The organism is Paenibacillus hodogayensis (assembly GCF_039536325.1).
Taxonomy (GTDB): Bacteria; Bacillota; Bacilli; order Paenibacillales; family NBRC-103111; genus Paenibacillus_AB; species Paenibacillus_AB hodogayensis.
Genome location: NZ_BAAAYO010000001.1, coordinates 824,217 through 850,096, shown reverse-complemented (window position 1 = coordinate 850,096; position 25,880 = coordinate 824,217). Strand labels below are relative to the sequence as shown.

The window sequence follows — 25,880 nt, the reverse complement described above, 5'->3', positions numbered from 1 at the left end:
AATGTTGCAGGGCTCCTTTTTTTCGTCAAAAGCGGGGGAAAGCGTCTTGGCGTAACCCGCATCAGCGTGGTAAATTAGAGTTCAAGAGCTGCGTCGGGAGGCACACGATGAAATTCGAATTCGTATATGACGAGCGTCTCGGCATCGAGCTTCCGATGCTTCACGAGGAATGGGAAGCGTTGACCGTTGCCGAGCAGGCCGTTCTGCTGAACGATTGGGAACGGATTCGCGGACGCATTCCGGACCGCATCATGCAGCTCGAGCGCGAGATCGTCGACAAGCAGAACCGGTTGAACGTCGAGGACGACTTTCCGACGTCATGCCGTCTCAATACGCAGATCGCCGAGCTGGCCAGCTGCATTACCGATCTTCATCTGTGGTTCAGAGCGGATAGCCGCGTCTCGGACAAAGGACACGACTAACGGCCTAGGGAAGCATGCTTTTCGGTCCGGGCGACGGATCGGAGGGCGGGTGCATAATTAGGAAGTTGGGGAAGTTTGTACTATAATAAGGGAATCAAAGCTCTGGAGGATCGCCGCAAGTGAAAACGACATTGCGAAACGGCCGCATGGTTCCCCGAAACCCGGTTGCGCTCGTAAACAGCGTATACCGGTACGTCTTCCCCGATGTCCGGAACGAGCTGAGCAAGTGGCGGCAAGCGGCCGAGCGGATGCCGGACGCAGAGCTGCGCAAACAGGCTGTCGACAGCATGACGAGCAAGGAATTTCACTGCAAGGGCGGGGCCGTCTACGCCGCCGCCAATTTGCCGATGCGCCACGTGTTGATTCCGCTTATCGTCGCCTTCCAGACGATCAGCGATTATTTGGATAACTTGTGCGACCGCAGTACCTCGCTTGACCCGGACGATTTCCGCCTGCTGCACCAGGCGATGCTGGACGCCGTCGATCCGGATGCGCCGCTCGCCGACTATTACGCCTTGCGCGCGGAGAAGGACGACGGCGGCTACCTGCATATGCTCGTACGGCAATGCCAGTCGAGCATCGCCCGTCTTGCCTCCTATACCGTTGTGCGCGATCATGTCGCCCGGCTCGTAGGACTGTACGCCGATCTGCAGGTGTACAAGCATATTCGCAAAGATTTGCGCGAAGGCGAGCTGCTGGGCTGGTGGGAAAAGCATCGTTCGCGTTACGAGGGGCTGCGCTGGAATGAATTCGCCGCGGCTACCGGTTCGACGCTGGCGGTTTTTTATTTGTTTCTGGCGGCGTCCGAGGAGCGGTTGAGCGAAGAGCAGGCCGATGCGATATGCCGGGCTTACTTCCCGCACGTATGCGGACTTCATATTTTGCTCGATTATTTGATCGATCAGGAAGAAGATTTGGCAGGCGGGGATTTGAATTTTTGCAGCTATTACGAAGACGGCGAGACGACGGCGAAGCAAATCGCCGCCATCGCCGAACGGGCCCGACGGGATATCGGCGGCCTGGAGCACCCGCGGTTTCATCGGATGATTATCGAAGGGCTGTTGGCGCTGTACTTGTCCGACCCGAAGGTTCGGCAGCAGCGGCAGGTCCGGCACATTTCCCGGCAGCTGATGAAGGGGAGCCCGCTTATGCGCGTATTTTTCTTCGCTTTCAGCGTCTGGATTCGCAAGTCGTCCGTCTGACATCATATGCTTATGCTACATGCGACCAAAGCGAAAGGGGATTTATGGTAATGACAGTTCAATCGATAGCCGTCTTGACAAGCGGGGGCGACTCGCAAGGAATGAATGCCGCGGTGAGGGCGGTCGTGCGCAGCGCGATTTTCCACGGGCTGGAGGTATTCGGCGTTCAGCGCGGCTACGCCGGTCTGATCAACGACGATATTCGTCCGATGGATTTGCGCAGCGTCGGCGACATCATTCAACGCGGCGGAACGATTCTGCAAACCGCCCGCTGCAAGGAATTCACCACCCCGGAAGGGCAGCAGCTCGGAGCCGACAATTTGCGCAAGCGCGGCATCGGCGGGCTTGTCGTCATTGGGGGCGACGGCTCCTATCAGGGCGCCAACAAGCTGAGCAAGCTTGGCATCCGCACGATGGGACTCCCGGGCACGATCGACAACGACATTCCGTTCACGGACTACACGATCGGCTTCGATACGGCCGTCAGCATCGTCGTAGACGCGATCAATAAGCTGCGTGATACGATGAGCTCGCACGAGCGCTCCTCGATCGTCGAGGTGATGGGTCGCCATTGCGGGGATATCGCTCTGTACGCCGGTCTGGCCAGCGGCGCGGAGACGATTCTTGTGCCCGAAGTGCCGTTTAACCTGGACGAAGTGGCGCAACGGATGGAGGCCAACTTCCAGGTCGGCAAGCGCCACAGTATTATCGTCGTAGCCGAAGGGGCGGGAAGCGCCCAGAGCGTGGCGGATCATATCAAGGAAATGAACGGCATCGAGGCCCGCGTTACCGTGCTCGGCCATATTCAGCGCGGCGGCACGCCGACGCACAACGACCGCATTCTGGCGAGCCGGCTTGGCGACTTCGCGGTGCGCAGCCTGCTGCAGGGCGATTCCGGCAAAGCTTGTGGCGTGATCAAGGGCCAACTGGTCGCTACGGATATCGATACCGTCGTGAATACGAAGAAAGAGTTCAACCGTGACTTGTACGAGCTGGCTTCCCGCTTGTCGCAATAATCCGCGGTCCATCGCATAAAGGCGCGTCTCCCCGGGAGGCGCGCCTTTTTCCAGGTCCGTTCTATCTATGGCAAGGCGCGCCGCTTGTGATATAATGACAACCATAGACCGCGTGTCGGGAGCTTGGCCGTTACGAACAGGCGGATATCGGGAGGAGACGCTCATAATGTCTAAGGCGTACGAAGGCACATATCATGGAGAACGGGCAATCTGGCTTCAATTCGGGCCGTACGAGGCGGCGGTGCTGCCGAACATCGGAGGCAACCTGATCGCTTTTCGCGATAAAGAGCGCGGCTTCGCTTTCATTCGAGAGCCGCAGGGCGAGGAGATCGAGGCATTCAAAAAACGGCCGATGGTCCACGGCATTCCGGTGCTGTTTCCGCCGAACCGGTACGAGGACGGCGCGTTTTCGTGGAATGGCGCCACTTACCGTCTGCCGGTGAACGAACCGAACCGCGGCAATCATTTGCACGGCTTTTATTTCGACATTCCTTGGGAGGTTGACGACTTCGGTGCGGACGAGACGTCCAGCTATGTAGTCGTAGCGCAGCGCGTCACCGAATCGCACCCGTCCTACACGCATTTCCCGCATTCCTTTACGCTCAAGCTGCGGTATTCGTTAAGCGCTTCCGGCTTGCAGCAGGAAGTAGGCGTCCGCAACGACGGCAGCGAGCCGATGCCGTGCACGATCGGCTTTCATACTTCACTGAATGCGCCGTTCTCTCCGGAGAGCGCACCGGCCGACTGTGTGCTGCGCATGACGATCGGACAGCGAATCGAGATGAACGAACGGATGCTGCCGACTGGGCGCTACGCGGCGCTCGATGCGGACGAGCAGCGGTTGAAGGAAGAAGGAACGTCGCCGTTTTTCGCCAAACTGGACAACCATTACACGGCCGAGCCGCAGGGCGGACGCAATGTGATGGAGCTGACGGACACCCGCCTGAACGCGAAGCTAGTCTACGACGTCGGAAATTCTTACAAATTCTGGATGATCTACAACGCCGACGCCGAAAGCGGCTTCTTCTGTCCGGAGCCTCAGACCAATATGGTCAACGCTCCAGCCGCTCCATTCCCGGCAGAAGAGACGGGGCTCGTCTCGCTGGCACCGGGCGAAGTATGGCAGGAAACTAGCCGCATGTACTGCGAAGGATAAATAGCAAACAAAAGGACGCCTCCACACCGCGCAAGCGGAGATGGAAGCGTCTTTTCGTTAGCGTGCCGTCAGCGGAGCGAAGCCAGTATTTTATCCGCGGAAGGGCTGCCTTTCTGGGCGAAGGCGATATTTCCTTTCAGGTCGATGGCGTACACGATGCGCTGCTGCAGAAACAGGCCCAAAATTTTGCCGACGTCGTACAGCTTGCGAATCTGTTCGTCCTTATCCACGATAATCGGAAAATCGAGCCCGTGATGCTCGGAAAACTGCTTGTGCTCGTTGACGTCCGCCGAATTGACGCCGAACACGGCGGCTCCGGCGTCTTCGTACTGGCGCTTGCTGTCCCGTACCGCGCACAATTGCGCCGTGCAGCCGGGCGTCTCGTCCTTCGGGTAAAAGATAAGCACGACCGGCTTGCGTCCGATCAGCTCTTGCAGACGAACCGGACCTTGCGTGCTGTCGGCCTCGAACAGCGGGGCTTTGTCGCCGATTTGCAGCATGACGGGCAGCCTCCTTTCGGTTGCTTGGTTTGGCTTGTTTACTTAAGCACCATTATACTCGTCCGAAGCTGCTCAAGCCAATGAACCGCCGAAGGGACACGACCGCCGGACGCGCTATTTACCAGGCATCTCCCGTCTGTTTGACGACTACGTTATCGAAATAGGCTTTGCCCCCGCTGGTCGTATAGCTGTTATGTCCCAAATAAATGCGGACTGCGTCGGTCGCATTCGCCGGAGCGGTGAAAGTGAACGTATGCGATTGCCAAGCAGTGTTGACGAAGTTGTAAGCCGCAATCGTCGTGCCTGCGGTTTCGTTGACGACCCATATTTTCCCTCCGGCGGCGGAGCCATCCGTCTTGGCGTCGAAGGTGACCGTATAGCCGGTTGAAGCTTTATACTTCTCCCATTCCTGGTACACCTTCTGCCAGGAGGTGCCATTGGCGACGATCGTCAACCCGTAGCTGCCGGACGCTTTGTTGGCCGAGTCCAGGTAAGCCGTGGCAGCCGTGGACTGGAAGCGGGTCCACCGGGCCGGGAGCGTGGCGTCCTGGGCCGACTTCAGCTCGAGGCCTTGATTGACCAGCTTCACCGGGTCCCACTTCATAATCTGGCTGAGCACCAACGCTTCGATGAAGCGGACAGGAGGACTGGAGCGGTACTGCTCCGCGCCGATCGCCCACACGTTCGGATCGAACTGAGCCAGCTTCAGCCAGCCGCTCAAGTCTTTCGTATACATGTAGTCGGAAGCGAGCGTACCCTGCGTGCCGTCGACATAATTATGCAGCTTGGGAGCGGTAGAGGATTGGTTCCACACTTTCGTCGTCAGCGTCGAGGCGAATCGGTTCATATCCGTGCCGCTGTAAATGTAGCCTTTGTTGAACAGCTCGGTCACGGCGGTCAAATCGACGTTGGCATGGGACGTATCCTCGGTGCGGGCCGCATAGCCGGCGTAGTCCCATTTATAGGCCGAGCCGGTCGTGGTCAGGCTGTTTTTGAACGTCTGGCCCATCTTTTTCGCTTTGTCCAAATAGCTTGCATTGCCGTTGACGTCATGCATGATGGCAAGAAGCTCGGCGAAGGCGAGGTACTGGTTGTACGGAAGCGGATCGAGAACGGTCGTCGTGGCGAACGAATCGACATTGGGCGGCTCCTTGTAATAGCCTGCCGTGGAGGAGGCGGAGACCCACGTATTGCCCAGGTAGCTGCTGCTCTCCCAGCGCGGCACAAGCTGCTGCTCGATAAAATCGCGGTACGCGGCGGCTTTGGACGCATAAGCGGACAGAGCGGTCGGATTGCGGTCCACGAGACGGATAAATTCGGCAAGAGGCACCCCGATCATGCCGTCGTGCACGATATAAGGGTACCAGCCGTTCAGCGAGATGTCGTCGAAATAAGCGGTGCCTCCGGCAACCGTATAATCGGCGTGAGCAAGCCAGAGTTCGAGCGTATGGCCGGAGGCGGACGGAGCCATGAAGTCAAACGTATACGATTGCCAGGCCGTGTTATTGAAAATGACGCTGCCGAGTATCGTATTGGAGGTGCGGTCGTGTATGTAAACCCTACCTTGGGCGGCCGAGCCGTTCGTCTTGCCGTTGAAGGCGACCCGGTACTTCGTGTTCGGCTCGTAGGCCACTTGCTGGTACAGCTTCTGCCAGGAGGAGCCGTTCGTCTTCAGCACGAGCCCCCACGTATCCGCGGCATCGGGATTGTACGCTCCCGACGCATTGGAGCGGTTGGCGGTGGCGGAGGTCGATTGGACCGGGTCCAATCGGCCGGAAGCGTGGCATCCCCGGCTGCCGCGTTGGCGAAGGTGCCGTTAGCCGACTTGTTCGGCGAATAGCGGTACGTGCTCCAGCCCAGATAGCCGTCTCCGTCGGAGTCGTCCGCATTGGCAAGCATCGTGTCGGCATGAGTCGTGAGCTTGTCCAGCCAGGCGGTCTGATGCGTCATGTCGTACAGATTGAGGTAGCTGCGCAGCATGTAGCTTTCCTGCCAGCCGAGCAGAGCGGAGTCGGACGACGTATAATAGAGTCCGCCCTGCACGCTTTCATAAGCGACGTAGTCGTCGTACCAGTTGTTGCCGGAGGCGTAGGCACCCGGCGCTGCGACGCACAGCAGGACGAGAGCGAGCAGGGTGCACAATCCGGTTCGTCTGAAGGCAGGGAGCTTTTGCTGAGAATCGGTAAGCGGTTTCATAAATGAACATCTCCTTTTTCATAGAGTATCCTGCATGAGATAAAAAACAAATACAGATTACATACAGGTATTTATATTATGACATAGTTGATTCATCCTGAATAGTGCCGGAATCGTCGAAAATGATTCTCAGCCCATTGACTTCCAAAATTTTATTAACTAAAATGTATGTAAAATTATACAGAGGAAGGAGAGAACGGTTTATGAACATAGCCATATTGGCGGGAAGCAACAAGCAGTCTTCCACCAGCACGAAGCTGTGCCGATATATAGCAAGACGGTTGGAGGAGAGGGAGTGCGAGGCCTCGCTGTTCGATCTGTACAGCAGGCCGGTGCCGCTGTTCTCGCCCGACAACCGTAATCCGGCCGACGTCAATCTGGCGGCTCTCAAGGAAACGATGCTGAAAGCGGACGGCATCGTCCTAAGCACGCCGGACTATCACGGGTCGATATCGGGTGTGCTCAAAAATGTGATCGATCATCTCGGCTTTGACCATTTTGACGGCAAGGTCGTCTTGTCGGTTTGCTCGACCGGCGGTGCTGTAGGCGTTAGTCCGCTCCTGCAGCTCCAGGTTATGGTGCGGGCCGTTCACGGGGTCAATTGCCCGGAGTGGATATCGATCGGTGGCGAGAACCGGCAGTTCGACGCGGAAGGCGATCCGGTCTCGACGCATGTGCAAGAGCGGACGATCCGGGCGATCGATTATTTTCTCAAGCTGTGCCGGTCGTTGCGCAGCTAAGGAAGGATGCAAAAAAACCTCCAATCCGCCGGAGAGGGCGATCGGAGGTTTTTGTCGCGAGTAGGATGCTACGACTTTTTGCGAAATTCCTTGAATAGCAGAAATGCTCCGCCGACCAGCAAAACGGCTCCGCCGATGGCCGTGTTAATAGTGAACAAGCCGTCCCACCAGCCGCCGAAGGCGGACAGCGAGCAGACGAACACGATAACGCCGATCAAGCCGAGCAGCAGGTTGCCCCCGTCCGCATTCGGATACCGGATCGGGCCGGAGTAAGCGTGGCCTTCGCGGATCGCCTGATTAATGGCTTCCGTCTGATGCAGCGCATCGAATACGTTGTAGAAGTACAGGACGGGAATAAGCAGCGATAGCAGCGTAACGGGCAGGACGTTCAGCTCGGCGGGACTGTTGACGAAATAGACGATGGCTACGATGTTCATCACAAGCAGCAGCATAATACTCATGCCCCGCATAACCGCTCCCACGTACATTTGTCCCGTCCCGGGCACGAACATCGAGAATACGGTAGCGAGAAACTTGCTTTTCAGCGGCAGATTCCCGTTATAATTCAGCGGACCGGCCTCTGCTCCGTAGGGGGGCGTGCGGCCAAAGGCGTGGGCGTTCGTATTGGGGCCCGCCTGGTAGTAATGGTCCTTCATATGGAATACCTTCTTTCCGTCGCATCGTTATACGTCCAGCTTAACCGCAAACGACGCCAGCCGAAAACCGACTGCGGGCGGTATTGCTACTGGTCTTTGGTCGGGCATGGCCCTATTAAAGAAGACGCCTCTTCAATGAAGAAGGGCGTCCTTTTGATATTCGGAAATGCTGTACTTGACGATATCCATCGCGTCCTCCGCTTCCAGGCGATCAAAACCGTACTTCAGCACGATGTCAAGGTCAAGCTCGGAGGATTTCAGGCAAGGATACATGTCGGGCGTTAATTTCATGACAATCCTGGATAATTTGACCGTTTCCATAAGCATCACCTTTCCGCGTTTTTTTTCGAATCTGTCTTGCGACGATCGGTAAAAAAGACGAAAAGATCTTCGGTTGTTAAGCGCTCAAACCAGAACCTATGAAATTACAAGTCCATTATATCACACAACGATTCGGTTTGTATCGTTTTCGCCAACTTTTACAAGGCCCAACATTTGCTTACTTGAGCTTGCGGAATTCTCCGATAACCTCTACCGTTTCGACGATGTTCACGAACGCTTTCGGATCGGTGTCTTTAATAATGCGGCGCAGCTCGGCCAGCTCGTAGCGGGTCGTGACGGTCATGAGCATATGCTGGGGCAGATGGCTGAAAGCTCCTTCCGTATGAATAAGCGTAACGCCGCGCGGAAGCTCGAGCAGCTTGTCGGTCATCTCCTGTTTGAAGCTCGTCACGATAAAGGCGGTCACCTTGACATGGCGAATGTGAATCGCGTCCACGACTTTGCCGGCTATGAAAATCGACAGCATCGAGCTAAGCGCCGCATCCCAGCCGATTACGAGACCGAGCGCGAGCACGACGAGACCGTTCAGGACGAACAGCAGCATGCCGAGCGGAAAATCGCGTCTGCGGGTCACGATAGAACCGACGATGTCCAGTCCTCCGGTCGATCCGCCGGCCCGCAGAGACAGCCCCGAGCCGACGCCCAGCAGCGCCCCGCCGAACACCGCTCCGATGATCGGATCGGTGTTGAGCAAGTTGTCGGGAACGAGCTGCATCCAACACGTCGTCAACACGACCGAGACGATGCTGAGTACGACGAAGCGATGTCCGATCGCGATCCATCCCCAGATCAGCACGGGCAAATTGAACAGAAAATAGAGCAGACCGATGTTCCAGCCGGTAAAATAGCCGACCATCATCGAAATGCCCGAAAGCCCCCCGCTGAGCAGCCGGTGGGGAACAAGAAACAAATTGATGCCGGCGGCGATCAAAGCCGCGCCGAGCGCTATGTAGACGGCGGCGAGCGTGTCGCTCCAAGTCAGACGGATCATAATGGCGCCTCCATGCTGCCTATTATGCCCATCTTCGGCAGGAATAACGAAGCCCCCCGCAAGACGTTTCCGTCTGCCGGGGGGCCTGAGCGAATGCCGATCGATTATCTTTTCTTCCCGCCGCTGCTCTTGCTGGAGAAGCTGCCGCTTCGGCTTGATGTGCTCGGCTTGCTGGTCGACTTCGTCGACGATGTGGAGCCGTCGTTTTTGCGGATGCTGCCCGAACTTGACGACGACGAGGTGGACCAATTGCCGGTCGATTTGCTGGAGCTGGAGCTGCTGCCCGATCCGGAACTGCTCGATTTGCCGGAACTGGAGCTGGACCCGGTGCTGCCGGAACTTGACCCCGTGCTGCCCGCGCTTCCGCTCGTCGAGCCGCCGGAAACGGAGCCTTTCGAAGTAAAGCTGCCGGTGCGGTCGCTCGTCGTAGGCTTCTTCTCGTCGTTGGACGACGAGGAGGAAGTCTGGCTTTTCGGAACCGACGAATACCCTTTATAAGGTGTCGACGACGTTCGGTTTGAGCCGGAATTTCCCCACCAGCCCCCGCCGAATAGCGACTGGACAATAGAAGCGGTAATATAACCTTCCAAGAAGGAAGAATCGTAGTGATTTTTGGCGTATTCGATCGTATCGATCTCGATCAGCGTATTCTCGGGCTTTTCCGGATTTTTTTGCAGATTGACGATCCGGTTGTCGTACACGAGGAACATCTGGTCCAGATCTTCCTTGCTGGTTTCCTTGGGCTTTTCCTGCCCGGTCATTTCCTTGGCGACTTCGGGAACGGTTTTGCCTTCCGCCTCGTACACCTTCGCAGCAGACTTGCCTTTGCCGTCCATGTTGACGAGCGGGTACGTATCTTTGACGTAGTTGGCCGCATTGGAGCATCCTGCAAGCAGGGCGACGACAAGCAGCATGCTGACCCAGGTCGTCCAGCGGTTCCAACGTTTCATGACATTCACTCCCGCCTTTATAGTTTGGGTTTTCCTAGGCTTTGGATTTGATAACTTTCACTTCGCCGGAAGGGATGCGCGATCCTTCCATGGCGACAAATTTGCCGTCCTGCCACTGCAAATAAAAATGATCGGTTTCGTTGGCGAAATATCTCCATACCGTCACCTGATCGCCGCTGCGGAAGTCGGTGTTGCCCTGCGCTTGGGTGCGGTCCGTACGGTGATGCTCCAGCTCGTAGGTGACGTCTCCGTCGACCTGAAGCTGCGTAGGCACGTCGTTCGGATCGTCCAGACCGCCCTCCAGGAAACGGCACATGAAGCAATCGTAGGTGCGGCCCTTCTCCACGACCAGGCAGTGGACTTCGCGACCGCTTTGCAAATAATAAGCGAACCGGTGAGGCGCGTACCCCGGATCGGCATAGATCACTTTGCCGGAGACGACGTATTCTTCCAGATCGACATTGACGATGTCGCCGACGGAGATGGCTTCCAGCGGCGGAAGCGTGGACTGCGGCGACGGGGCTGCAGGCTCTTTGCGGCTTCGGAGTATGTTGCCGATTCGTTTGAAAATGGACATAAAGCGTTCGCTCCTTCGCGTACATGGTTCGCATATGTTTTATTATGAGGTTATACGGCTCACTCGGCAAATGGTTTCGGGAATAAACAATGTTCGACAGACGTATCAAACATCCCCGGCATGGAGATGCTTGGAGGGAAGCGGAATATGCGCGGCTGCAGAGCCTTTCCGGCGCAGGGAGAGAACCGGCGAGAAATCCGCAGCTATCCAGTGAAAAAAGCTGGAAATGACAGATTGATTTGTGGTATTATATAAAAGATATTCTTAAGTTCGGCTGACGAACGGAATGAGGCGGCGATGGTACCCGCTCATACCTTTTCTTGAACTTTTCCAGGAAAAACGCGTATCCCGTTCGGGATCCCCCCAACCATCCGGCATCGGCTTCGGGTTGCAATGCTTATTTTGGGCGGGAACGGGAGAATTTGACGTTTTTCTTATCACGAGATCGGATCCGCAAATGATCCCCGTATGAAACGGGTTTAAGGAAAGAGATACTAAACCATCGGATAGAAAAGTCGCGCTTAAGGGTAAATCAAATTAGAGGGATCACGGATACCCTAAGTAAAAAGGAGTAGAAACGATTTGAAATTATTTAGCGATTTCGGCTTGGACGCCAAGGTTGTCCGGGCTATTACGGAGATGGGGTTTGAAGAATCCACCCCCATTCAGGAGAAGACGATTCCGCTTGCCCTCGAAGGCAAAGACTTGATCGGTCAAGCACAGACGGGTACGGGCAAGACGGCCGCTTTCGGCATTCCGCTCGTCAGCCGGATCGAGCCTTCGGAAGAGAAGATCGTAGCGCTGATCATGTGCCCGACCCGCGAGCTGGCTATTCAGGTAGCCGAAGAAATCAGCAAGCTGGGCCGGTTCAAAGGAATCCGCTCGCTGCCGATTTACGGCGGACAGGACATCGTGAAGCAAATCCGCGCCCTGAAGAAAAAGCCGCAAATCATTATCGGTACGCCGGGACGCCTGCTTGACCATATCAACCGCAAAACGATCAAGCTCGACAACGTCAACACCGTCGTGCTCGACGAGGCCGACGAAATGCTCGATATGGGCTTTATGGAAGATATCCAATCGATTCTCCAGCTCGTTCCGTCGGATCGCCACACGATGCTGTTCTCGGCTACGATGCCGGAAAACATCAAGCGTCTGGCCAAGCAATTCCTGACCGATCCGGAGCACGTGTCGGTTATTCCGAAGCAAGTAAGCGCGCCGTTGATCGACCAATCGTACGTGGAAGTGCACGAGAAGCAAAAGTTCGAGGCGCTGTCCCGTCTGTTGGATATGGAATCGCCGGAGCTGGCGATCATCTTCGGCCGCACGAAGCGCCGCGTAGACGAATTGTCCGAAGCGCTGCAAAAGCGCGGATATTCCGCGGAAGGGCTTCATGGCGACTTGTCGCAAAACCAACGCGATAACGTCATGCGCAAATTCCGCGACGGAAGCATCGACGTGCTCGTTGCTACCGACGTGGCTGCACGCGGACTCGACGTATCCGGCGTAACCCATGTCGTGAACTTTGACCTTCCGCAAGACCCGGAAAGCTACGTGCACCGGATCGGCCGTACCGGCCGCGCAGGACGCGAAGGAGCTGCCTGGACGTTCGTTACGCCTCGCGAGATCGATCATCTGCACTTTATCGAGAAGGTCACGCGTCACCGCATTCCGCGCAAGCCGCTGCCTAGTCTGGCCGAAGCGATCGAAGGCAAGCAACGCGTTACGGCGGAGCGCATCATCGAGACCGTTAATCAGGAAAATTCTACCGAATTCAAGGGCATTGCCATTCAATTGCTGGAGCAGTACGATTCCGTGCAGCTTCTTGCGGCGGCGCTCAAGCTTCTGACTGGCGACAAGAAGGAAGTCGACATCGAGCTGACCCCGGAAGATCCGTTGCGCGCCAAGAAGCGTCGTCCGGACGTACGCAGCTCGGGCCGCAAAATGCCCGGCTCCTACGTTCGCGACGGGCAAGGGCAAAGTCGTGGCGGCTACCGCGGGGGCGATCGTCCTTCTTACTCCGGCGGCGGCGGACGCCGTGACGGCGCCGGACGCGGCGGATATGGCAGCCGTGACGACCGTTACCGCGACGGAGATCGCAGCCAACGGAAATCGGACGATTTCCGCAAGCCGAAGAGCAACTCGGAGTTCGTGAATATTTAACCGGCATACAGAAGGGGGCCTGTCGCTAGCGGCAGGTCCCTTCTTCGCTTGAACGTAAGGCAGCGCTTCCAATGCGAGAGTCTGGACGGGACTGCCGGGCTGCCGCGATTGGTGTCCCGGGAGGACGGAGCGCGGCAGTCAGACCGCCCGGCCTGGAAGGGCTTTGCTTTTCTTTTGTGGAATATAATAGTATATTAGAGGTAACATAAAGTGAGACAAGGCTTCGGAGGAGGACGTTCAGGTTGGAATTTCGCGGACTAATGGGTGGGCTGTACCGGATATCCGAATGGATTATGCGCTTTTCGGTCATCAACGTGCTTTGGGTCATCTGCTCCATCCCTTTTTTTTACTTGGCTTTGGCCGGTCTGATCGGCAGCACCGAGTCGATCGATTTCTTCAAGCAATCGATTGTATTCATCGCGATCGTAACGCCCTTCACGCTGTTTCCGGCAACGGCGGCGATGTTCGCGGTGGCGCGCAAGTGGGTGACCGGGGACGTGGACGTCCCGCTGTTCAAGACGTATTTCCGCAGCTATAAGGAAAACTATTTGCAAAGCATGCTCGGCGGCTTGGTGTTCGTGCTGCTCGGCACGGTCATGTACATCAACTATACGTTTTATTTGCGTCAATCGGGAACGCTCAGCCTGCTGTCCATCTTATTTATCGTGCTGTCGTTTATCGTCCTGGCGGCAATGCTTCACTTTTTCTCGATCATGGTCCATTTCCACATGAAGTTTTGGCAAATTATGAAAAACTCCATGCTTATCACGATCGGCAATCCGGTTATGACGATTTTCCTGCTTGTCGGCAATGGAGTTATCTTATACGTCAGTTTTTACCATTTCACGTTTCTGATTCCGTTTTTCATGGGCAGCCTGATGGCGCTCGTATCGTTCTGGGTGTTTTTCCGCATCTTTGACCGGATGAAGATGATAACGGAGAAGAAGGAACAGGAAGAAGCCGAGGCGGCGGCCAATGCCATAGAGGAAGAGAGTCCGGACGGCGAGCGCAACGAGAGCGAGGGGGCCGCAAAGGCCATCGAAGCTGCAGACAAGCCGAATGAAGCCGAACGGGACGGCAACAAGAAGCCGACGGATTGATCAGAGCGATCGGCAGAAGCCGCTTTGCTTAAATCGCGGTCGAAGGTTTACTTTTGCCGGCATTGGGCCTATAATAATCATATTGCAAGAACAACATACAACAAAGCCCATCCTGCGATGTGCGTCACGATTTTCTACTGTTTTGAACCAATGGATGTTTCTAGGGAGCCCCATATTGCTCGTCCGGCTGACATGCCCTCAAAAGGGGACTTCAAAAAGACGGCTGCGGACACCCACCTGCGAGAGCGGGTTTGAAACATGAAAATCGAACGGCATATGCGGGTTCTTTGTTGTTTTAGCAGGAATTTTGCACGTTGCACACTTCATCCAAAACGACCGGCCCCCTAATACGGGAGCCGGTCTTTTTTAAATGTAAAGGAGACGTCCCGTCTACAAAATGCGTGCTTTTACCGTTTTGGCGTACTCGGTAGGCGTCATGTCGACAGACGTCTTGAAATGCCGTGAGAACGTATGAATGCTGCTGTAACCGAGCATTTCGGCAATTTCCGTGAAGTTGTAGCGTTCCTCGCGGATCAGCAGCTTGATTCGTTCGATTTTAAGCGTTTTGTACGTTTTCATGACCCCGGTGCCGAGCCGATCTTTAAACAGCGCGCTCATCCTCGACTGCCCGACGTGGAACCGTGCGCACAGTTCCTCCAGTGTCAGGTTGGCTTCCAGGCGCTCTTCCATATAGGCGATTGCCCGCTTCAGCAGCTCGTCCTCGCTGCGTTCCTTGGCGGCCGAGGAGAGCCGATTAGACCTTGGCAGCGACTGTCCTCGCGAGGCCAGACTGAGCAGCAGCAGCTCCATATGAATGCGCAGCTGCTGCTCACAGCCGAATGGAGCGTCATCCCGCCGGATCAGATCGTGATAGCGGGGCATGTCGAACGGCGGCTCGTAAGCCGCGAAGCCGTATGAGAGGATCGCGGCGATCCAGTTGCGCTCCTGATCGTTCAGGCAGAACAGCTTGTTCTCGAATACCTTCATTGCCGGAGAACGGCATTCGAAGCAGACGACGATGACGTTGGGGCCGATTTTGCGGTTCGCCCATACGGAATGAAATTCGTTCGGCTTATGGAACAGAATATCCCCCTGCTTGAGGACGTATCCGACCGAATCGGCGGTCACCTCAATCTCCCCTTTATCGACATACAAAATTTCCCAAAAATCGTGAGCTTCCCCTTCGAAAATAAAGTCTTTGGCAAATTCGAAATAGTGCAAGGAGAACAGGTCGGTGACCTCAAATGTGTTTCTTAACGGGCTTCGGATAAAACTCATAAGCTGAAACGCCCTCCGCCTCCGGAATCGATTGCGGCATGTCCGCACTTCCATCTTAGACGAAACGATTGCTTCAAGGAAACCCCCGCCGCGGAAAAAATGATAAACATTCCGTTGGAAACGGTAAAGCTTTCGGCTGCGCGAAACTTTACGATGGAAGCAGGCTGCAATAAACCGAGGGGAATGGATGGCAATGAAAAAAGGAATCAATCAATGGTCGTTTCCCAATGAGATGCCCGCCCAAGCCTGCATCCGGCTGGCGAAGCGGGCCGGCTTCGACGGCATCGAGCTGGCGTTGGCCGAAACGGGCGAGCTCAGTCTGGAAAGCGGAACGAAGCAGCTTGCGGAATTGCGCAGTGTCGCCGACGGTGAAGGAATCGAGATCGCAAGCCTTGCTTCCGGCTTGGGGTGGTCTTACGCTTTGACGAGCACTTCCGAGACAAACCGTCAGAAGGCGATCGATATCGTCAAGCGGCAGCTCGAAGTGGCGGCGGAGTTGAAAGCGGATACGATTCTGGTCGTACCTGGGCATGTCGGCGTGGACTTCATGCCCGGTACGGAGGTGACCGAATATGACGTCGCCTATGACAACGCATTGGAAGCGCTGCAGCGGCTGGCTCCAGAGGCGGAAGCCGCAGGCGTCTCGATCGGCGTGGAGAACGTCTGGAACAAGTTTTTGCTGTCTCCGCTGGAGACGAGGAACTTTCTCGACAGCATCGGCTCGCCTTATGTAGGCGCTTATCTGGATATCGGGAATACGCTGCTTAACGGCTATCCCGAGCATTGGATCAAAATATTGAACAGCCGCATCAAGAAGGTGCATTTCAAAGATTACCGCCGCAGCGGAGCCGGTCTGTCTGCCTTCGTCGACCTGCTGGCCGGAGACGTCGATTATCCGCTGGTGACGCAGAAGCTGCGGGATGTCGGCTACGACGGGTACGTTATTGCCGAGATGATTCCGCCTTACCTTCATTATCCGGAGCAGATCGTCTACAATACATCGGGTTCGATGGACGCCATTTTGGGCAGAACGGGAGGGAGCTTATTATGATCAAAATCGGGTTAATCGGCGCGGGCTTTATGGGCTCGATGCACGCTTCCTGCTACGAGGCGCTTGCCGGCACAGGCGAATTCCGGGTCGCGGCCGTTGCCGACGACGATGCGGACAAAGCGGCGAAGCTTGCCGCCAAGTTCGGGGCAAAGGTATACCCGTCGGCGGAAGCGCTGCTTCAAGAGGCGGACGTGAACACGATCGATATTTGCCTGCCGACGTTCTTGCATTTCGGCATTGCGTCGGCCGCGATGAGAAAAGGCTATAACGTATTCGTGGAGAAGCCGGTATGTTTGAACGAGAGTGAAGCCGAGCAGCTGCTTGCGCTGCAGCGCGAGACGAAGACACAGGTGATGGTCGGCCAATGCATCCGGTTCTGGCCGGAATATATCGAGCTGAAGCGGCTTGCCGACGAGAACGTATACGGGCGCATCCTGTCCGGCGTATTCAAACGGATTAGCCCGAAGCCGGGCTGGGCATGGCAGCAATGGCTGCATGAGCCGGAGAAAAGCGGCTCGGCGGCGCTCGATCTGCATGTGCATGACGTCGATTTCGTCCGTTCCCTGCTCGGTGAGCCGGAACGGCTCTCTGCCGAGACGGTAACGCGGAATGGAACGAACGGACATATATTCAGCCTGTACCGGTACGGGGACGCGGTTATCTCGCTGGAGGGCGGCTGGGAGTACCCCGAGACGTTCCCGTTCGAAATGGCGTACCGCGTCAGCTTCGAGAAGGCGACCGTCGTGTTCAGTTCGGCCTCGACGCCTTCGCTTCGCATTTACGAAAATGGCGGAGCTATCCTTGAGCCGCAGCTGGAAACGCTCGCCAACTCGGCCGCCGAGGGCGGAGGCAACATTGCGAGCCTGGGCGGTTATTACAACGAGCTGAACTATTTCCTGACGTGTCTGACGTCGGGGCAGCCTATCGGCAATTCCACGCTTCAGGATGGCTGCGACTCGCTTCGGCTAACGCTGCGGGAAATTGCGGCATCGCGCTAATTTATCGGTCATATGGGAGGAACAAACGAATGAACGTACTCGCTATCGCTTGCCATCCGGACGATCTGGAGATCGGATGCGGCGGAACGCTGGCCAAATACGCCAAGCTCGGCCATCAGGTGACGATGGTTCATGTAGCTAACGGCAACAAGGGACACAAGGTGATCCGGCCGGACGAGCTGCGGCTCATACGCGCGCAGGAAGCGCAAAATTCGGGGGCGTTGATCGGGGCCAAGGTAATTAGCCTGGACGTGCCCGATCTGAACGTCAAATCGGACGAGGACGAGCTGATTCGCAAGCTGGTGGACGTCATCCGGCAGACGCAGCCGGACGTCATTATTACGCATCCGCCGGAAGACTATATGAAAGACCATATGGAAGTGTCGAAGGCGGTGTTCGACGCCAGCTTCGCGGCTACGGTGCCGCATTACGAGAGCGGCGTCCCCGCCCCGGACACGATCAAGGCGGCTCCGATCTATTACATGGATACGCTTGCGGGCGTCGGCTTCCTGCCGACCGAATACGTCGATATTACGGAGACGATCGAGACAAAAATCGCCATGAATGCGGCTCACGAAAGCCAGATCAAATGGCTGTACGAGCATGACGGAATCGATTTTCTCGACTTCGTGCGCACCGTATCCAAATTCCGCGGGCTGCAGTGCGGCGCCGCCTATGCCGAAGGCTTCGTCCAGTGCAAAGCATGGCCTCGTCTGACTACGGTGAGGCTGCTGCCGTAAGCCGATCGCCCCGGGCCATTCGTGTACCGAAATCATGACCGGTCTTCGCACGATATTGCTATATTTTGAAATCAAGCTTGCAAGCGGGGCGGCAAATCGCCCCCTATTCCTGTTCGGAGGTGCTCAACCCATGGATTTTATGTCAACCGTTAAGGGCTCGCTGCTGGAAGGCTTTTACCCGGCCGGGTGGGATATGGAACGGATCGACCGCTGTTGCAGTCATCCGCCGGAGACGGCGACGGAGCGGCAATCGTTCTGGAATGCCGACTTTCATCCGGTATTGTGCGAGAATGTATACGATTTCGATATGATGCTTGGCCATGAGATGGCTCTGAACATTCGTCGGACCCGGGAAGCGGGGACCAAGCTGGCGATGATTTTGCCGGCCGGACCGATGGGCATGTACAAGTGGGCCGTTTATTTTCTGAAAGAATGGAATATCGACTGCTCCCACGTGTACGGCTTCAATATGGACGAATGGAGCGACGCCGAAGGCCGGACGCTTGCTCCCTCCAATCCGGGCTCGTTCCAGTTCGCCATGGAGCAAGCTTTCTACGGACCGCTCGGTTCGCTCAGCGTGCCGGAAGGACAGCGGAATTTCGCCACCCGCGACAACCTGCCGACCTACGCCGGCAAAATCGCCGATCTGAAGGCGGAAGGGGCCGAGCTGATCACCGTATTCGGTATCGGGCGTATGCTGCATATTGCGTTCTGGGAACCGCATTTCGCTGCCGAGTTCGCCGATGCGGAGCAGTGGAAGGCGGAAACGCACCGGATCGGCGCGCAGCTGCACCCGCTTACGATCGAGCAAAACGCCATTACAAGCTTCAAAAGCCGCACAACGCTCGTCCCTTGCCGAGCCAATACGATAGGACCGGGTTTGTTCCTGCAGTCCGACCGGATTATCGGGGGCTGCGACGGAGCGCTCGGCCGCGGCATGCAGTGGCAGGGCATGTCGCTCTGGATTACGCTGCGGCACGAACCGGATATGTGGCTGCCGTCGACGTTCATGCCGACTCTTCCAGGCAAGCTGTTCTTTCTCCGGGAGCTTGCCGGTCCGCTGGTCGCCGAGGTCAATTAGACGAATAGAAAAAAACGAACACCTTCATACTAACGCTATGGAGGTGTTGGTATTTGTTCGCATTCAAATGGAAAAAAGCGTTTCTCGTCCTGGCGCTGCTCGGCACGCTCCTTACCGCAACTTGGGCGGCCGTTCCGGGCATCGTGTCTTCCTTCAGCAATACGGCGGTGCAGAACGGCTCCAGCGGCTCGGACGTGTACGAGCTGCAAGGGCGCCTGACGTATCTGGACTATTACAGAGGTCCGATCGACGGCGTATTCGGCTGGCAGACCGACCGGGCCGTCCGTGATTTTCAGTACAAATTCGGGATGAAGGTGGACGGCGTCGTCGGTCCGAAGACGAAGCTGATGCTGTACAACGCGACCAAAAACTGGAGTCCCGGCGCATCCGGCGGTGGCGGGACCGGCGGCGGTGGCGGCAGCAATTTGCCCAGCGGGAACAGCGGCTTCGGCCAAGCGGATATCAATCTGATGGCCAAGGCGGTTTATGGAGAAGCGAGAGGCGAGCCTTATATCGGCCAGGTGGCGGTCGCGGCCGTCATTATTAACCGGGTCAGGAGCGCATCCTTCCCGAATACGGTGTCGGGTGTCATTTTTCAATCAGGCGCATTCACGGCCGTGGCGGACGGGCAAATTTGGTTAACCCCCAACGACTCGGCTTACAAGGCGGTACAGGATGCGATCAACGGCTGGGACCCGTCCGGTCAGGCGCTGTATTACTTCAATCCGGAGACGGCAACGTCCGCCTGGATATGGTCGCGCCCGCAAATCAAGCAGATCGGTCGACATATTTTTTGTAAATAATGTTTTATTGAATTAAATAAAACGTTATATTTGCTTGTTTTTTATTCATATTGACACATTAATATGGATTAATGATACAATAAAAGGAGAGTGAGCTTCGTTTTAGGGGGAATGGAACTGTGGAGAGGGAACTGGCGCTGGAAGTCGTACGCGTAACCGAGACGGCCGCTTTGGCCGCCGCGCAATGGATGGGCAGAGGGAAGAAGAACGAGGCGGACGGCGCAGCCACGACGGCGATGCGAATGATGTTCGATTCGGTATCAATCAAAGGCACTGTCGTGATCGGGGAAGGCGAGATGGACGAAGCGCCGATGCTGTATATCGGCGAACAGGTCGGCAGTCTTCAGGGCCCGGAGGTAGATGTAGCCGTCGACCCTCTCGAAGGGACGAACATCGTCGCTCGCGGCTTGGACAATGCGATATCGGTGCTGGCGATTGCGGGCAAAGGCCGGCTGCTGCACGCGCCCGATATGTATATGGAGAAGCTGGCCGTCGGACCCGCCCTGGCCGGCAAAGTGGACATCGACGCGCCGCTGGAGGAGACGCTCCGCATCGTCAGCGAGACCCTGCGCAAAAACTTGCACGAGCTGACCGTGATGATGCTCGACCGGGAGCGTCATGAAAATATTGTGCGGACGCTGCGCAAAGCGGGAGTCCGCATCAAGTTCATTACCGACGGCGACGTGGCGGGAGCGATCGCTCCGGCCATGCCGGAAAGCGGTATCGACCTGTTTATCGGCTCCGGCGGGGCGCCGGAAGGCGTACTGGCCGCCGCCGCGCTGAAATGTCTCGGCGGAGAGCTGCAGGGGCGGCTGATGCCGGGCAATGCGCTGGAATACCAGCGCTGCGTGGAGATGGGGCTGCAGGACCCGTACAAAGTGCTGACGATGAACGATATGGTCGGCACCGACGACGTGATTTTCGCCGCCACCGGGGTGACGTCCGGCAGCTTTCTGCAAGGCGTCCGCTATATGCCGGGCGAGCGGGCGGAGACGCATTCGCTCGTTATGAGGGCCCAGACGAGAACGATCCGCCATATTCGGGCGCTGCACTATTTGCCCAACAAGCATATCGTCCATCTGGCCGCGGAAGCGAATTGACGCCTACGCCGGCACACGCGTAGATAGATACAGACGGGCCTCCGTCTCCGCCGTTGCGGCGGAAGCGGAGGCCCGTTTTCTCACTTGTTCAAATCCTCGATGGAGCCGATATCCATGTAGGCCGGGACGACGAGTCCGGTTTTGGTGCCTTTCAGATTCGGTCCGAGATCCTCGACCTTGTCTTTATACTTATTGAAATATTCCTCATGCGTCGTCGGCAGCCATGCCGCGACCATCGCATCGGTATCCCCGCCGGCTATGCCGGCCCACATCGGTCCGGCTTCAACCTGAAGGGCGGTCACTTTATAGCCGAGCCGGCTCTCCAGAACGGCCTTTACGACGTTCGTACTGGCAATCTCCGAATCCCAGGCGACGTAGCCGAGCTTCAGCGCTTTGCCGTCCGCTTTCCCGGCATCGCCCACCCATTGGTCCACCTGAGAAGCATGCGCGCCTACCCATTCCTGAGCGGCTTGCTCCGGCTTCTTGCCTTCCTGGATGGCGCCCATGACGGCGGCCATATCGTCGGTCGACCATTCGAACCGGTCGAGCACGGCGTAGGCGTCCGGGTGGTCCGCCTTCAGGCCTTTGCGGACGACGGTATGAATCTGTTCTTCCCCGCCGAAGGACTGCTTCGGATCTTCCAAATATTTCAGATCGTATTTGGCGAACATCCAATGCGGCGTCCAGCCGGTTACGATAATCGGCTTTTTCTCGCGAATCGCTTTGTCCAGAGCAGCCGTCATCGCCGCGCCCGAGCCTTCGACCAGCTTCCAGTCCTTCAAGTCGTAGTCCGCGATCGCCTTGTTGGCGGATTTCATGATACCCGCACCAGGGTCGATGCCGATCAATTGCCGGTTCACCTGCTCGGCGACGGATTTGGCGTTCCCGCCCGTGGTTTCCCCGGCGGTCTTATTTCCGTCGGAGCACCCCGCCAGCAGAACGGCGACCGTGATGGCAGATACGAATAACGATTTCATGTTCATAAGTCCAATCCCCTTTATCGTTTAGATTTCATCAAACGCTGCGTGAAGCGGTCCAAGATGATGGCGACGATGACGACGGCGAGGCCGGCTTCGAAGCCTTCGCCGATTTTGATCTGCGTCACCGCGCGGTAGACAGAGGCGCCTACGCCCTGGGCCCCGATCATCGAAGCGATCACGACCATCGACAAGGACAGCATGATCGTCTGGTTAATGCCGGCCATGATGGTCGGCCAGGCAAGCGGCAGCTCCACTTTAAACAGCTTCTGCCCGGAAGTCGTACCGAAGGCTTCGGCAGCCTCGCCAAGCTCCGCAGGCACTTGCCGGATGCCCAGATGGGTCAGCCGGATCGTCGGCGGCACGGCGAAGATGACCGAAGCGATGACGCCGGGCACGACGCCGAGGCCGAAAAACATGACCGCCGGAATTAAATAGACGAAGGCCGGCATCGTCTGCATAAAGTCGAGCACCGGCGTGACCGTTTGTGCGGCCAACTTGCTCCGGGAGCAGGCGATACCAAGCGGAATGCCGATCACAATAGAGATGACTGCCGAAGACAACACCAGACCGAGCGTGTCCATCGTCTCCTCCCAGAAGCCGAGGTTCATAATGAGCAGCAGACCGACGACGGTAAACGCCGTGAGCGGCCAGCGGCCAAGCCAGTAGGCGATCAAGGCGAGAACGGCTGCTAGCAGCAGCGGCGGCGCCAAGTGAAGCGTGTAGGAGATCGCTGACACCAGACCGCCGATCGCCGAGGACAGCAGATCGAAGAAATCGGATAAATGTACGGTCAGCCAGTCGACTAGCCGTTCGATCCAGCGGTCAAGAGGTACTTTCGGAAACATCCGCCATCGCCCCTTTCTGCGGAATTTGCCCCGCAAGCGCCCCCAGCACGGCCCCGCGTACGATAACGCCGACCAGCCGGCTGCGCTCGTTCACGACGGCCACGGGAAACCGCGACGAGCTGCATATTTCGAACAGATCGTTCAGCAGCGTCTGCGGAGACACGGAAGGCGCCTCGCGGTTGACGATATCCGCAAGCGACCGGTTCGTGCGCACCGCTTCGGAAGCGTCGTCGGCCGAGATGACGCCGAGCAGCGTCTGCGAGCGGTCGACGACGAACAGATTGGAGATACCCCGCTCGCGCATAAGCTGCAAAGCGACGCGCGGTCCGCGGTCGAGGCCGATCGTTTCCGGCCGCCGCATAATATGCTCCGCCGTCAGCACCTTGGACAAGTCGGCCTCCTCTACAAACCGTTCCACGTATTCGTTGGCCGGCTGCATCATAATCTCTTCCGGCGTGCCGACCTGGACGACGGCCCCGTCCCGCATTAAGGCGATTTTATCGCCGAGCCGCAGCGCCTCGTCCAGATCGTGCGTAATGAATACGATCGTCTTTTTCATATTCAGCTGCAGCTCAAGCAGTTCGTCCTGCATGCTACGGCGGATGAGCGGATCGAGGGCGCTGAACGCCTCGTCCATCAAGAGCACGTCGGGATCGTTGGCGAGCGCTCGCGCCAGACCGACCCGCTGCTGCATGCCGCCGCTCAGTTCGTCGGGCATTTTGTCGGACCAGCCATCCAGGCCGACGAGCTGCAGCGCCTGCTCGGCTTTCGTCGCTCTTTCTTTTTTCGGAACGCCCTGGATTTCCAGGCCGAATTCCACATTGGAGAGCACCGTGCGGTGCGGAAGCAGGGCAAACTTTTGGAACACCATGCCGACCGTCTTGCGCCGCAGCTCCCGCAGCTCCTTGCCGTTCATGCCGGTTACGCTTCGGCCGCGTACGACGATATCGCCGGACGTTGGCTCGATCAATCGGTTGAACATGCGGACGAGCGTGGATTTTCCGCTGCCGGACAGCCCCATTATGACAAAAATCTCGCCTTCCTCGATGTGCAGATTAACCCGATTGACGGCAAGCACGAGCTGCTTCTCTTTAGCCAGCCTTTCCTTCGTCCAGCCTTCCTGTACGAGGCGGGCCGCCTGCTGCGCGGCCGGACCGAACAGCTTGCTCACTTCCCGCAGCTCGATCATAGCCATAGGAAACCACCCCTTCTCTATAAACTCTATAAAATTCGCGAAACAGACCGGACACAGCTACCGGTCTATTGTAACCATAAAGCTCACGCAATTACAACGGCATAAACTATACGTAAAGTACGTTCAGAAAAAACTGTACGTTGTATTTCTTCCGTATGCTGCCCGATGCTCTCTATTTCAACTTGTCCCGTTTCTTTACATTCCGAATCGCTTCTCATACAATAACAAGTAGTCAAAACGTTGGATTGCAGCGACATTGCGGGCGTTGGCCGACTAGGAGGGGATGACGAAGATGCTACCGTCTGACGCAGTACCGGAACCGCATATGCATACAATTCTGAAGGCCCGCAAGCGAGTCATCGAGGCCATCGGCAAAAATATGGATTTATATGGAATTACTCAATCCGTCGGTCATTTGTACGGCATGCTGTTTTTTTCGGAAAAGCCGATGACGCTTGATGAAATGGGAAAAGAGATGGAGATGAGCAAGACGAGCATGAGCACCGGCGTGCGCAACCTGCTCGACTTGAAGATGGTTCATAAAGTATGGGAGAAGGGCGCCAGGAAAGATCTGTACGAGGCCGAGCCGGACTGGTACCAGACGTTTGCCGACTATTTCGCGATCGAATGGCGCAAAGCGGTGGAGGCTAACGTAATCGCCCTGAACCGGTCGTCCGCCGAGCTCCGCCGGCTGCAGGAAGCCGCGGATGGGGAGGAAGCGACCTTGGCGATTATTCAGAGCGATCTGGACAAAATCGACAGTGCGCTCCGTTACTACGAGTGGTTGAACCGGTTCATCGATACGTTGGAATCGGGCGATATTTACAAGCTTGTTCCGAAGGACAAGCCATGAACGGGAAGAGCGGTTTTCCTCAGGGAAAGCCGTTCTTCTTTCGTTTCTGGTAAAAAGCTGCCGGCACTGGTAAACTGAACATAGAAACGATCAGAAACGAAATGGAACGATAGCGATATAAACCATCCAATCAAGAAAAATGGCAGGAGGACATTCATGTTTGCAGAGGAAAGGTATTTACGCATTATGGAGCTGGTCAACCGCGAAGGGAAAGCGACGGTGGCCGAGCTGAGCGATGCGCTGGGGGTGTCCCCGGTGACGGTGCGGCGCGATCTGGAGAAGCTGGAGGAGAAGGAGCTGCTTATCCGTACGCATGGCGGCGCGTTGGCGCTGCACGCCCGGGTAAGCGAGGTCGCTCACGAGAAGTCGTTCTCGGAGAAGGAGGAAGCGCTTGTCGCGGAGAAGGAGCGGATCGCCGAAGCGGCGGCCAAGCTGGTGAACGACGAGGATGCCGTACTGCTGACGGCCGGGACGACCAATATGATGCTGGCGAAGAAGCTGGCGGGCAAAAAAGGGCTGAAGGTTGTCACGAATGCGGCTAACATCGCCGTACAGATCGGTCATTATGCGGATTTCGAGGTGATTCTGATCGGCGGCAAGCTGCGCCGCAAATCGTTCGCGCTCGTCGGCCCGCTGGCCGAAAGCGCTTTGGCCAGCATCCGTGTGGATAAGCTGTTCCTGGGCGTGGACGGCTTCGATTTGCGGGAAGGACTGACGACGCCGAATTTGTCCGAGGCGAACATGGACCGGAATATGATCTCGATCGCCAAGGAGGTTATCGTTGTCGCCGACCACAGCAAGTTCGGCCGGGTGTTCTTTTCCCATGTCGCGCCGCTGTCGGTCGTGCATACGGTGGTGACGGATCACGGCCTCGATGCCCGTACATGCGACCGTATAAGGGATCTGGGCATTCAATTAATCGTAACCTGACGGGGATCGAGGGCG

The 25,880-nt window shown here is 56.8% G+C and carries 27 protein-coding genes and 1 other RNA gene; 16 read left to right on the top strand and 12 right to left on the bottom strand.

Annotated features, from left to right (window positions below):
* The first annotated feature begins 107 nt into the window (after positions 1-107).
* From ABD796_RS03425 to ABD796_RS03410, 4 genes are all read left to right on the top strand, one after another.
* Positions 108-422 carry a hypothetical protein gene (locus ABD796_RS03425; protein WP_344902840.1) on the top strand — a complete coding sequence of 105 codons (315 nt, stop codon included), beginning with the start codon at positions 108-110 and terminating at the stop codon, positions 420-422.
* A 146-nt stretch (positions 423-568) separates the two neighbouring features.
* Positions 569-1,624 carry a tetraprenyl-beta-curcumene synthase family protein gene (locus ABD796_RS03420; protein WP_344904199.1) on the top strand — a complete coding sequence of 352 codons (1,056 nt, stop codon included), beginning with the start codon at positions 569-571 and terminating at the stop codon, positions 1,622-1,624.
* Between the two features lie 50 nt (positions 1,625-1,674).
* Entirely contained in the window at positions 1,675-2,640 is a 966-nt protein-coding gene (gene pfkA / locus ABD796_RS03415; RefSeq protein ID WP_344902837.1) for a 6-phosphofructokinase, read from the top strand.
* 166 nt (positions 2,641-2,806) lie between these two features.
* Positions 2,807-3,796, top strand: a complete 990-nt coding sequence (locus tag ABD796_RS03410; protein ID WP_344902834.1) for an aldose 1-epimerase — start codon at positions 2,807-2,809, stop codon at positions 3,794-3,796.
* Between the two features lie 68 nt (positions 3,797-3,864).
* Here ABD796_RS03410 and ABD796_RS03405 read toward each other — a convergent pair whose 3' ends face one another.
* From ABD796_RS03405 to ABD796_RS03395, 3 genes are all read right to left on the bottom strand, one after another.
* Positions 3,865-4,296: a peroxiredoxin gene (locus tag ABD796_RS03405; RefSeq protein WP_344902831.1), complete on the bottom strand. Its 432-nt coding sequence runs from the start codon at positions 4,294-4,296 to the stop codon at positions 3,865-3,867.
* A 118-nt stretch (positions 4,297-4,414) separates the two neighbouring features.
* The gene (locus ABD796_RS03400) at positions 4,415-6,064 is read right to left on the bottom strand and encodes a hypothetical protein (RefSeq protein ID WP_344902828.1); all 1,650 of its coding nucleotides are present in this window, start codon (positions 6,062-6,064) and stop codon (positions 4,415-4,417) included.
* A complete protein-coding gene (locus ABD796_RS03395) occupies positions 5,968-6,492 on the bottom strand; it encodes a hypothetical protein (protein WP_344902825.1) in 525 nt (174 codons plus the stop codon). Before ABD796_RS03395 ends, ABD796_RS03400 begins: the two co-directional genes overlap by 97 nt.
* A gap of 203 nt (positions 6,493-6,695) precedes the next feature.
* Here ABD796_RS03395 and ABD796_RS03390 point away from each other — a divergent pair, with 203 nt between their 5' ends.
* Positions 6,696-7,232: an NADPH-dependent FMN reductase gene (locus tag ABD796_RS03390; RefSeq protein WP_344902822.1), complete on the top strand. Its 537-nt coding sequence runs from the start codon at positions 6,696-6,698 to the stop codon at positions 7,230-7,232.
* Positions 7,233-7,300: 68 nt separating this feature from the next.
* On the opposite strand, the gene ABD796_RS03385 is transcribed toward ABD796_RS03390, so the two are convergent.
* The 5 genes from ABD796_RS03385 to ABD796_RS03365 all read right to left on the bottom strand — a co-directional run bounded on the left by ABD796_RS03385 (position 7,301) and on the right by ABD796_RS03365 (position 10,748).
* On the bottom strand, positions 7,301-7,888 hold the full coding sequence (locus ABD796_RS03385) for a hypothetical protein (RefSeq protein WP_344902819.1): 588 nt from the start codon (positions 7,886-7,888) through the stop codon (positions 7,301-7,303).
* A gap of 132 nt (positions 7,889-8,020) precedes the next feature.
* Positions 8,021-8,209 (bottom strand): hypothetical protein, encoded by a 189-nt coding sequence (locus tag ABD796_RS03380; protein ID WP_379118053.1) that lies wholly within the window; start codon positions 8,207-8,209, stop codon positions 8,021-8,023.
* 178 nt (positions 8,210-8,387) lie between these two features.
* Entirely contained in the window at positions 8,388-9,221 is an 834-nt protein-coding gene (locus ABD796_RS03375) for a YitT family protein (protein WP_344902813.1), read from the bottom strand.
* Between the two features lie 104 nt (positions 9,222-9,325).
* The gene (locus tag ABD796_RS03370; RefSeq protein ID WP_344902811.1) at positions 9,326-10,171 is read right to left on the bottom strand and encodes a DUF4247 domain-containing protein; all 846 of its coding nucleotides are present in this window, start codon (positions 10,169-10,171) and stop codon (positions 9,326-9,328) included.
* Between the two features lie 34 nt (positions 10,172-10,205).
* Positions 10,206-10,748: a DUF4178 domain-containing protein gene (locus tag ABD796_RS03365; RefSeq protein ID WP_344902808.1), complete on the bottom strand. Its 543-nt coding sequence runs from the start codon at positions 10,746-10,748 to the stop codon at positions 10,206-10,208.
* 582 nt (positions 10,749-11,330) lie between these two features.
* Here ABD796_RS03365 and cshA point away from each other — a divergent pair.
* The 3 genes from cshA to ssrS all read left to right on the top strand — a co-directional run bounded on the left by cshA (position 11,331) and on the right by ssrS (position 14,300).
* Positions 11,331-12,911: a degradosome RNA helicase CshA gene (cshA, locus tag ABD796_RS03360; protein ID WP_344902805.1), complete on the top strand. Its 1,581-nt coding sequence runs from the start codon at positions 11,331-11,333 to the stop codon at positions 12,909-12,911.
* A gap of 242 nt (positions 12,912-13,153) precedes the next feature.
* On the top strand, positions 13,154-14,011 hold the full coding sequence (locus ABD796_RS03355; protein WP_344902802.1) for a YesL family protein: 858 nt from the start codon (positions 13,154-13,156) through the stop codon (positions 14,009-14,011).
* A 106-nt stretch (positions 14,012-14,117) separates the two neighbouring features.
* A non-coding RNA gene (gene ssrS / locus ABD796_RS03350) (6S RNA) lies at positions 14,118-14,300 on the top strand.
* A 101-nt stretch (positions 14,301-14,401) separates the two neighbouring features.
* Here the strand turns inward: ssrS and ABD796_RS03345 are convergent.
* Positions 14,402-15,289 carry a helix-turn-helix domain-containing protein gene (locus ABD796_RS03345; protein WP_344902799.1) on the bottom strand — a complete coding sequence of 296 codons (888 nt, stop codon included), beginning with the start codon at positions 15,287-15,289 and terminating at the stop codon, positions 14,402-14,404.
* 193 nt (positions 15,290-15,482) lie between these two features.
* On the opposite strand from ABD796_RS03345, the gene ABD796_RS03340 reads away from it, so the two are divergent.
* From ABD796_RS03340 to glpX, 6 genes are all read left to right on the top strand, one after another.
* Entirely contained in the window at positions 15,483-16,340 is an 858-nt protein-coding gene (locus ABD796_RS03340) for a sugar phosphate isomerase/epimerase family protein (protein WP_344902796.1), read from the top strand.
* Positions 16,337-17,338: a Gfo/Idh/MocA family protein gene (locus ABD796_RS03335; protein WP_344902793.1), complete on the top strand. Its 1,002-nt coding sequence runs from the start codon at positions 16,337-16,339 to the stop codon at positions 17,336-17,338. Before ABD796_RS03340 ends, ABD796_RS03335 begins: the two co-directional genes overlap by 4 nt.
* Before the next feature lie 29 nt (positions 17,339-17,367).
* On the top strand, positions 17,368-18,078 hold the full coding sequence (locus tag ABD796_RS03330; protein ID WP_344902790.1) for a PIG-L deacetylase family protein: 711 nt from the start codon (positions 17,368-17,370) through the stop codon (positions 18,076-18,078).
* 130 nt (positions 18,079-18,208) lie between these two features.
* On the top strand, positions 18,209-19,159 hold the full coding sequence (locus ABD796_RS03325; RefSeq protein WP_344902787.1) for a sugar phosphate isomerase family: 951 nt from the start codon (positions 18,209-18,211) through the stop codon (positions 19,157-19,159).
* A 95-nt stretch (positions 19,160-19,254) separates the two neighbouring features.
* The gene (gene sleB, locus ABD796_RS03320; protein ID WP_344904196.1) at positions 19,255-19,962 is read left to right on the top strand and encodes a spore cortex-lytic enzyme; all 708 of its coding nucleotides are present in this window, start codon (positions 19,255-19,257) and stop codon (positions 19,960-19,962) included.
* Between the two features lie 119 nt (positions 19,963-20,081).
* On the top strand, positions 20,082-21,062 hold the full coding sequence (gene glpX, locus ABD796_RS03315) for a class II fructose-bisphosphatase (RefSeq protein WP_344902780.1): 981 nt from the start codon (positions 20,082-20,084) through the stop codon (positions 21,060-21,062).
* Between the two features lie 80 nt (positions 21,063-21,142).
* On the opposite strand, the gene ABD796_RS03310 is transcribed toward glpX, so the two are convergent.
* Genes ABD796_RS03310 through ABD796_RS03300 form a run of 3 tightly spaced genes read right to left on the bottom strand, consistent with a single transcriptional unit; the run spans position 21,143 to position 24,082 of the window.
* Complete coding sequence (locus ABD796_RS03310; protein WP_344902777.1) at positions 21,143-22,045, bottom strand: glycine betaine ABC transporter substrate-binding protein; 903 nt, start codon at positions 22,043-22,045, stop codon at positions 21,143-21,145.
* A gap of 14 nt (positions 22,046-22,059) precedes the next feature.
* A complete protein-coding gene (locus ABD796_RS03305; protein ID WP_344902774.1) occupies positions 22,060-22,887 on the bottom strand; it encodes an ABC transporter permease in 828 nt (275 codons plus the stop codon).
* Positions 22,865-24,082: a quaternary amine ABC transporter ATP-binding protein gene (locus tag ABD796_RS03300; RefSeq protein ID WP_344902771.1), complete on the bottom strand. Its 1,218-nt coding sequence runs from the start codon at positions 24,080-24,082 to the stop codon at positions 22,865-22,867. Before ABD796_RS03300 ends, ABD796_RS03305 begins: the two co-directional genes overlap by 23 nt.
* 292 nt (positions 24,083-24,374) lie before the next feature.
* Between ABD796_RS03300 and ABD796_RS03295 the strand changes: the two genes are divergently transcribed.
* Both ABD796_RS03295 and ABD796_RS03290 read left to right on the top strand, forming a co-directional pair.
* On the top strand, positions 24,375-24,935 hold the full coding sequence (locus ABD796_RS03295; protein ID WP_344904193.1) for a GbsR/MarR family transcriptional regulator: 561 nt from the start codon (positions 24,375-24,377) through the stop codon (positions 24,933-24,935).
* 156 nt (positions 24,936-25,091) lie between these two features.
* Positions 25,092-25,865 (top strand): DeoR/GlpR family DNA-binding transcription regulator, encoded by a 774-nt coding sequence (locus tag ABD796_RS03290; protein ID WP_344902768.1) that lies wholly within the window; start codon positions 25,092-25,094, stop codon positions 25,863-25,865.
* Positions 25,866-25,880 lie beyond the last annotated feature (15 nt).

Coding starts and splice junctions, on each gene's coding strand:
- ABD796_RS03420 (WP_344904199.1), top strand. CDS start 569: ATGGTTCCCCGAAACCCGGTTGCGCTCGTAAACAGCGTATACCGGTAC.
- ABD796_RS03340 (WP_344902796.1), top strand. CDS start 15,483: ATGAAAAAAGGAATCAATCAATGGTCGTTTCCCAATGAGATGCCCGCC.
- ABD796_RS03395 (WP_344902825.1), bottom strand. CDS start 6,492: ATGAAACCGCTTACCGATTCTCAGCAAAAGCTCCCTGCCTTCAGACGA.
- ABD796_RS03325 (WP_344902787.1), top strand. CDS start 18,209: ATGGATTTTATGTCAACCGTTAAGGGCTCGCTGCTGGAAGGCTTTTAC.
- ABD796_RS03405 (WP_344902831.1), bottom strand. CDS start 4,296: ATGCTGCAAATCGGCGACAAAGCCCCGCTGTTCGAGGCCGACAGCACG.
- ABD796_RS03425 (WP_344902840.1), top strand. CDS start 108: ATGAAATTCGAATTCGTATATGACGAGCGTCTCGGCATCGAGCTTCCG.
- ABD796_RS03385 (WP_344902819.1), bottom strand. CDS start 7,888: ATGAAGGACCATTACTACCAGGCGGGCCCCAATACGAACGCCCACGCC.
- ABD796_RS03345 (WP_344902799.1), bottom strand. CDS start 15,289: ATGAGTTTTATCCGAAGCCCGTTAAGAAACACATTTGAGGTCACCGAC.
- ABD796_RS03305 (WP_344902774.1), bottom strand. CDS start 22,887: ATGTTTCCGAAAGTACCTCTTGACCGCTGGATCGAACGGCTAGTCGAC.
- ABD796_RS03300 (WP_344902771.1), bottom strand. CDS start 24,082: ATGGCTATGATCGAGCTGCGGGAAGTGAGCAAGCTGTTCGGTCCGGCC.
- ABD796_RS03335 (WP_344902793.1), top strand. CDS start 16,337: ATGATCAAAATCGGGTTAATCGGCGCGGGCTTTATGGGCTCGATGCAC.
- ABD796_RS03375 (WP_344902813.1), bottom strand. CDS start 9,221: ATGATCCGTCTGACTTGGAGCGACACGCTCGCCGCCGTCTACATAGCG.
- ABD796_RS03310 (WP_344902777.1), bottom strand. CDS start 22,045: ATGAACATGAAATCGTTATTCGTATCTGCCATCACGGTCGCCGTTCTG.
- ABD796_RS03330 (WP_344902790.1), top strand. CDS start 17,368: ATGAACGTACTCGCTATCGCTTGCCATCCGGACGATCTGGAGATCGGA.
- pfkA (WP_344902837.1), top strand. CDS start 1,675: ATGACAGTTCAATCGATAGCCGTCTTGACAAGCGGGGGCGACTCGCAA.
- ABD796_RS03410 (WP_344902834.1), top strand. CDS start 2,807: ATGTCTAAGGCGTACGAAGGCACATATCATGGAGAACGGGCAATCTGG.
- ABD796_RS03390 (WP_344902822.1), top strand. CDS start 6,696: ATGAACATAGCCATATTGGCGGGAAGCAACAAGCAGTCTTCCACCAGC.
- ABD796_RS03380 (WP_379118053.1), bottom strand. CDS start 8,209: ATGGAAACGGTCAAATTATCCAGGATTGTCATGAAATTAACGCCCGAC.
- ABD796_RS03295 (WP_344904193.1), top strand. CDS start 24,375: ATGCTACCGTCTGACGCAGTACCGGAACCGCATATGCATACAATTCTG.
- ABD796_RS03365 (WP_344902808.1), bottom strand. CDS start 10,748: ATGTCCATTTTCAAACGAATCGGCAACATACTCCGAAGCCGCAAAGAG.
- ABD796_RS03370 (WP_344902811.1), bottom strand. CDS start 10,171: ATGAAACGTTGGAACCGCTGGACGACCTGGGTCAGCATGCTGCTTGTC.
- ABD796_RS03290 (WP_344902768.1), top strand. CDS start 25,092: ATGTTTGCAGAGGAAAGGTATTTACGCATTATGGAGCTGGTCAACCGC.